This is a genomic window from uncultured Anaerococcus sp., from assembly GCF_963510575.1.
Taxonomy (GTDB): Bacteria; Bacillota; Clostridia; order Tissierellales; family Peptoniphilaceae; genus Anaerococcus.
Genome location: NZ_CAUPFR010000083.1, coordinates 1 through 7,268, shown reverse-complemented (window position 1 = coordinate 7,268; position 7,268 = coordinate 1). Strand labels below are relative to the sequence as shown.

Here is a 7,268-nt window from a genome sequence, read left to right as displayed (position 1 = left end):
GGTCTGTAGGGATTGTTGAGCTTATTAACAATAAAAAAGCTTTTACAGCCAATTTTGAGCTCCACAAGGGGGATAATCACCCAGTCACAACAGATAGGGACAAGAAATTGCCTTTGACTTTGACAGAGGATTACAAGAAAGGTTCTATAATTTTTCTGGATAATTATAGGGATGCCAAAATAAATTCTCAAATCCTTATGCTAAATGCAGAAAATATCAAAGACGACTTGGAAGATGGCCTAAATTCTTACAAATCTCTGCCACTTAGTTTATATTTTGAGGGAAGACTTGGTCAAAAGCCAGAACTAAAAATGACCTACAAGGAAATAGAAATTGTGGCCTATGATGAAAATCTAATAGAGCCAGCCCAAAGAGTTGCGCTCGATGAGGCAAGTATTAGGGATAACCTTGATAGGTTCAAGGATGAAATCTTTAAGCCAGTTGAGATTGACATAAAAATCGATGAGGGGATTTTCCTAAGTAAAAAAACCATAAATAAGTTAAGGCGAGATGCTATTAACCTATTGAAAGAAAAAATTGCAGGTAAGTACAAAAGACAACCTGTAAAAATCAAAAAACATAAGCTTGCCGATCCAAGTCCCCAAATTTCAGAAAAAAATATTGAACTCATGACAAATAAGGTGAATCCAAGTCTCCTAAGAGATTTTGATAAGGTCTACATAAAAGACTATGACATAAAATATAAGGATTTTGATTTGTATTTAAACCTTGACAGTCACATAGACTATGAAATTGAAGATTTGATTTCATATATAAAGGAAAATGCAATTGAGGGCGTGATTTTCAATAATTATAGGGACCTAGACTTTAGATATGAATTTAAAAAAGCGGGCATAAAAATAAGAATTGGTAGATATCTTAATGTGATGAATTCATATGCCTTTGATTTTTATTCGACCTTTGCGGAAAAAATTGAGTCGTCAGTTGAAAATACCCTTGCAAATATAAATAAAAATGCTCAAAGATACAAAGTGGAAGCCCTATCTTTTGGCAGAATTGAACTGATGAATATGGTCCATTGCCCATTTTCAACTATCAAAAATTGTGGACTTAGGGGATGCCAAACTTGTAAATTTAACGAAAGTGACTTGGTATCTATAAATGGTGACAGGATGAAAATCATAAGACGAAATTCGCTCACAAAAATATATCCGGCCAAACCAGCAGGTTTTGATGAAGACTTATTTAATAGTGGGGTTTCAAGGTTGATTTCAGTTTTTACTGATGAGGACATTATTGATTATAAAAAGAAATCTTACAAAGACAAGTTAAATTACGAAAGAGGAGTTATTTAATGCAGGCAAAAAGCTTAGAAGTTTTAGAATACAAGAAAATATTAGAAAAACTTTCAAAAATGGCACGTTCAGGCCTGGTCAAAGAACAAATCTTAAATCTTTTGCCATCATCAGATTTAGAATATTTGGAAGATGAATTAGAAAAAACTGGGTCTATGGCCAAGGTAATTGCTAGAAATGGCAACATCGATATCTTTGGGCTTTATGATTTTACAGATATAGTTGGCTATATTAGGAGAAATGGGATTCTTGAACCAGCCGATCTTTTGAAAATTTTAGGCCTTCTGAGAGTAGCAGAATATTTGAAAGACTATAGCAAAAATATAGACGACCCCTATATAGCTGACCTTTTCGATAGGATTTCAACCAACGATTTTCTTAAGGAAGAAATCGACAGGTCAATTTTAAATGAGGAAGAAATTGCCGACAATGCTTCAAGAGAGCTTTTGTCAATAAGAAGGAGCCTAAGACGCAAGGAAGAGGAAATTAAAAACAAACTTAATTCCTACGTAACTTCTTCAAAATACGAGGATGCCCTCCAAGACAAGGTCGTTTCTGTAAGGGATGGCAGGTATGTTGTGCCGATAAAAACTAACAAGCGTTCAGTTATCAACGGTATTGTCCACGATAAGTCAGCATCTGGCAACACCTTATTTATCGAACCATCAGCCATAGTTGAGTTAAACAACCAATACAAGGATTTAGAATTAAAAGAAGATGCTGAAATCAGGAGAATTCTCGATAGGTTATCAAGGTTTGCCGAAAAATTTGATGTAGAAATTTTGGAAAACCAAAAAATAATTGCAAGAATAGATTTTCTCCAAGCTAAGGCGAAATTTGGCCTTGAAAATGACTACTCTCTGCCAAAGCTCAATCAGGAAAAAATTATAAATATCAAGGGCGCTATCCATCCTCTTCTTCCAGGCAAGGTAGTGCCGATAGATGTGGCAATCGGTGGAGATTATACCACCCTGATAATTACAGGCCCGAATACAGGTGGTAAGACAGTTTCCCTAAAAACTGTTGGATTAATTACCATGATGGCCCAAACTGCTATGTTTATTCCTGCAGAAGAAGGCTCTACTGTAAATGTTTTTGATGATGTATTTTTAGATATAGGGGATAAGCAGTCTATTGAAATGAGTCTATCAACTTTTTCTGCATCTTTAACAAATATTGTGGATATCCTAAACAATGTTACTGGCAATTCTTTGGTATTGTTAGATGAAATTGGTTCTGGAACTGACCCCATAGAGGGAGCTGCCCTTGCGATTTCAATCCTATCTCATTTAACAGAAAGGGAAGTGATGACCTTTGCCACAACCCATTACAGCGAATTAAAATATTATGCTATGGAAAATGACAAGGTTATGAATGCTTCTGTTGAGTTTAATGTAAATACCCTATCACCAACCTACAAGCTAGAAATAGGTACACCTGGAAAATCAAATGCTTTTGAAATTTCAAAAAGACTTGGGCTTTCCGATGAGATTTTAAAAAAAGCTAAGGATTTAATCGGCGAAGATACCAAGAATTTCAATAAAATTTTGGAACAAATCGAAGATGATAAGTACCAGATGGAGGCGAAAAATAAGGAAATTGAAGCCTATAGGCGAGAAATCCAATCCATTAAGGACAAACTTAGAAATAAGTCTAAAGAAATAGACGAAATCAAAGAAGAAATTATCAAGCAAGCAGAAGAGAAAGCTAATGAGATTCTAGATAAGGCTAACAAGGAAAGCCAGGCCATGCTTAAGGAAGCTAAGAGGTCTAAAAATGCCAATTCTAGAGATATTGACAGGTCTTTAAACAAGATTAGGACTAAATTTAAGGACTCTTATATCGAAAGAGAAGAGGATAAATTTGGCCAAAAAAGGTCGCCAGATGCTCCAGATGATTTGAAAGTTGGAGACATGGTTATAGTCGCAGGCTTAAATGAAAAAGCGGAAGTCATAGAAGCTCCAGATGCTAAAGGAAACATAAAACTTCAAATGGGAATCCTTAAGATGGACTCAAATATCAAGAATGTAAAGAAGATTGAAGGCGAAAACCAAACTGAGAAAAACATCAAGAAGGTGTATAGTGTAAAAAAGGCAATGAATATTTCTGCAAGCTTAGATTTAAGAGGGCAAAGATATGATGAAGCTATGAGAAATCTTGATAAATACCTTGATGATGCGATGTTGGCAGGGCTTGACCAGGCTAAAATAATCCACGGCAAGGGAACAGGAGCCTTAATAAAAGGAGTAAGCGAAATTCTAAAAACTGATAAGAGGATTGATTCTTACAGGTTTGGAGATGATAAAGAAGGTGGTTACGGTGTAACCATAGTTAAATTCGCCTAAGGAGGAAAAATGAAAGATTACAAAGAAATTATTGCACAGAAATTAGAAGACCAAGACATAGGCCTATCAAAAGATGATATTTACCAGCTTATAGAAATCCCACCTCAAGAAAATATGGGAGATTATTCCTTCCCATGCTTCCAGCTAGCAAAAACCCTAAGAAAAAACCCAGCTCAAATAGCGACAGAACTTGTTAGTGCCTTAGATATTGAAGATTTTGCAGAAGTTAAAAACGTAGGACCATATATAAACTTTTTCTTAGATAGGAAAAAATTTGAAAATGACGTTATAAATGCAATTATTGACAAAAAAGAAAACTTCGGCAGGTCTGACATGGGTAAGGGCAAAACAGCGATTGTAGAATTTTCTTCTGTAAATATCGCCAAACCATTCCATATTGGCCACATCAGATCAACTGTAATTGGTGATGCTCTAAGAAACATCCACGAATTTTTAGGCTACAACACCATTGCGACTAATTATATAGGTGACTACGGTACTCAATTTGGAACAATGATTGCAGCCTACAAGCTTTGGGGTGATGATGATAAGTTAAATGCCAACCCAATAAAAGAGCTTTTAAACTTATACGTAAGATACAATACAGAAGCTAGTGAAAACGAAGAAATGATGGAAGTAGCACGTCAGGAATTCAAAAACCTTGAAGAAGGCGAAGAAGAAGCAACCAGACTTTGGTCTTGGTTTAAGGAGATTTCCTTCAACGAATTTGACAGAGTTTATAAATTATTAGACATAGATTTTGATAATTACAAGGGTGAAGCCTATTATTCAAAATATATGCCAGAGATTTTAGAAGAATTAAAAGAAAAAAATCTTTTGGTAGAATCTGACGGGGCACAAATTATAGACCTTTCGGAGTTTGACCTACCACCATCAATAATAATCAAGTCAAATGGCTCATCTGCTTATATCACCAGAGATATAGCGACAGCCATTAATAGGAAAAAAGAATATAACTTTGACGAAAACCTCTATGTAGTAGCTACCCAACAAAACCTTCATTTCCAACAATTGTGGAAAATCCTAGAACTAATGGGCTACGAACTTTACAAGGGATGCAAGCACATTTCCTTTGGAATGGTAAGTCTAAAAGACCAAACCCTATCAACAAGAAAGGGCCAAGTCGTATTCTTAGAGGATGTACTAAATAAAGCAATAGACAAGACCCGTGAAATCATGGAAAATCGTGAAGACACAGTAGAAGATATTGGAGAAGTTTCTAGGATAGTAGGTATAGGAGCCGTTAAATTTCAAGAACTATACAACAACAGAATAAAAGACTATGTTTTTGACTGGGATGAAGTTTTAAACTTCGACGGTGAAACAGGACCTTATGTTCAATACACCTATGCTAGAGCCAAATCTGTACTAAGAAAGGCAGGAGTTGACGAAATCAAACCACTAGCTATAGAAAAAATAACAAGTGATGAAGAGTTTAACCTAGTGAAAAAGTTAGCTGGTTTTGAAGATGTAGTAGTAAAGGCAAAAGAAAAATATGAACCATCCTTAGTAACAAGACACCTAACAGACATAGCCAAGAGCTTCAATAAATTCTACAATTCATCAAAAATCATGGTAGAAGACGAGAAATTAAAAGAAGAAAGACTTGCCCTAGCTTACGCCACATCAATAGTAATCAAAACAGCCCTAGGACTTTTAGGAATTAAGACTGTGGAGAAGATGTAAATGAGCAAATTTAAAGACTTTCTACTTGTATCTAAAATAGCTTTAAAAGAAACTGTAAAAAAGCTTAATAAATCATACATGGTCTTTATCTTCGTCCTCATAAATACAATTTTTGAAAATAATGAATTCAACCTAGGAGTTATTGGTGGAACTATAGGTGGAATAATAAATTATTTCATAGGTGTACTAATATCATGCTTTGTAGTCCAAAGTTTGGTATCAGTTGTGAAATTTGGCAACACAGGCAAATCTTCCCTAGAAAATTCGGTAGGAAACTTCTTTGGACCAATGATAGAAACCATGTTTTGGGTTTATCTTTTGGATATGTTTACCAACCTACTATTGGTAAACTTTCCAATTCGTGCTAGGATATTTGTAGTAGTCCTAATTCAAATCCTCCTATCCTCAATATATGAACAAATATACCTAAATGGCAGAAGTGGGGTAAATGCAATTATAGAATCGGTAAATTTTGTAAAAAACAACCCACTCCACTATGGCCTATATAGTTTGATATTTATAGGGATAGAATTTTACCTAAGCGTAAAATTTTCAATAGGTCAACCAATGGGATCAGGGAAAATTATTGCATGCCTTATAATAGCCCTAATCCACACTACTTTTATGCTCTTTAGGGGAATCTTATTCAAACACCTAAACAAACACTCCTATAGGCAAAGAAAATTCATGGGATGGTACTAATGACCAATTTAGACGGATATTTTATAAAATACACAGATAGGCTAGCCTATATAGACCTAAGGGAAGAAAGTTCAAACGAAGACCTCAAAGGAATTTCCCTACCCATCTATATAGAAGACATGAAAGAGGGAATCAAGACAGGTGACTTCGCAAGTGAAATAAACTTGGAAATAATCCTCGAAGCCATGCTACTAAATCTAGCCATAGACCCTAATTTTCCATATAGAAAAGACTATGAAAGAATCCTCAAAAAATATTTGAAAAATATAGGTGACTACACAGCAAATAAATCTGTAAATTACGAAGAAAACGACAAAACCAAATCCCTATTAATAGCAAGGGCAGGTTATATTCTAAATCCAGAAAATAAATATAACGCCTATTTATACGCTAGAATCCTCTGGCCACTCGCCTATGAAGCAGAAGAAAAATATCAAAATAACTTTGTAAAAGAAGCACTAAGAATCCTTCAAGAAATCTTAAATAAAGACGAAAACTTCAAGCTATCCTATTATGAACTAGGAAATATATACGCAAACCTAGGCGAATACATCAAAGCAAGATCCTACTTCAACAAGGCCCTAGTGCTAACAGATGACGAAATGGCAAAAAACGATATAAGAAATAAGCTAATAGAAATAGATGATAATGCGGAAATAGAACAAGCCCTCTATTATATAGGAAAAAGCAACTACAACGAAGCAATAAGGACTTTAACCAAACTTCTATCAAAAACCAAAAGAGCCGATGCCTACTATTATCTAGGGGTAGCCTACCAAAATCTGGGCCAATACGAAAACTCAATCCTAGCCTTCGAAAAATCCCTAGTACAAAATGCAGACTTCAGAGAACTCTACAACGACTATGCTATAAGTCTATATCTAAACAAAAAAGAAATAGAAGCCTTAAATATAATAGGGCAAGGACTTAAAAAATATCCACAAGACCCAAGAATGACCTACAACAAGATACAAATAAACTTAGTATTGGGAAATGTAGAAAAAGCAAAACGAGATATAGAAGAACTACTAACCTATGACGACATAACAGACGAGATAAAAGAAAACCTACAAATCATAAAAAGCCACTATAAGCTATAAAAGCCCATAAATAGGGCTTTTTTAAATAAAATCAAAAAAAATCAAAAAAATATTTGACAAAGCAAAAAAAGGATGTTATAGTATAACAGTCGGCAAGA

At 34.7% G+C, this 7,268-nt stretch carries 5 protein-coding genes; all 5 read left to right on the top strand.

Features of this window, described 5'->3' with window-relative positions; translation table 11 throughout:
- On the top strand, window positions 1-1,316 hold a 1,316-nt coding region (locus RQ907_RS06645), incomplete at its 5' end, for a DUF3656 domain-containing protein (protein WP_311492595.1).
- Window positions 1,316-3,661, top strand: coding sequence for an endonuclease MutS2 (locus RQ907_RS06640; protein WP_311492594.1), 2,346 nt, complete (start codon window positions 1,316-1,318; stop codon window positions 3,659-3,661). The genes RQ907_RS06645 and RQ907_RS06640, both read left to right, overlap by 1 nt.
- 9 nt (window positions 3,662-3,670) lie before the next feature.
- Entirely contained in the window at window positions 3,671-5,368 is a 1,698-nt protein-coding gene (gene argS / locus RQ907_RS06635) for an arginine--tRNA ligase (RefSeq protein ID WP_311492593.1), read from the top strand.
- Complete coding sequence (locus RQ907_RS06630) at window positions 5,369-6,070, top strand: hypothetical protein (protein ID WP_311492592.1); 702 nt, start codon at window positions 5,369-5,371, stop codon at window positions 6,068-6,070.
- Window positions 6,070-7,170, top strand: a complete 1,101-nt coding sequence (locus tag RQ907_RS06625) for a tetratricopeptide repeat protein (protein ID WP_311492591.1) — start codon at window positions 6,070-6,072, stop codon at window positions 7,168-7,170. Before RQ907_RS06630 ends, RQ907_RS06625 begins: the two co-directional genes overlap by 1 nt.
- Window positions 7,171-7,268: the final 98 nt, after the last annotated feature.

What these genes read in the sequence shown, in the direction of transcription:
- RQ907_RS06630 (WP_311492592.1), top strand. Translation starts at nt 5,369, where the DNA reads ATGAGCAAATTTAAAGACTTTCTACTTGTATCTAAAATAGCTTTAAAA.
- RQ907_RS06625 (WP_311492591.1), top strand. Translation starts at nt 6,070, where the DNA reads ATGACCAATTTAGACGGATATTTTATAAAATACACAGATAGGCTAGCC.
- RQ907_RS06640 (WP_311492594.1), top strand. Translation starts at nt 1,316, where the DNA reads ATGCAGGCAAAAAGCTTAGAAGTTTTAGAATACAAGAAAATATTAGAA.
- argS (WP_311492593.1), top strand. Translation starts at nt 3,671, where the DNA reads ATGAAAGATTACAAAGAAATTATTGCACAGAAATTAGAAGACCAAGAC.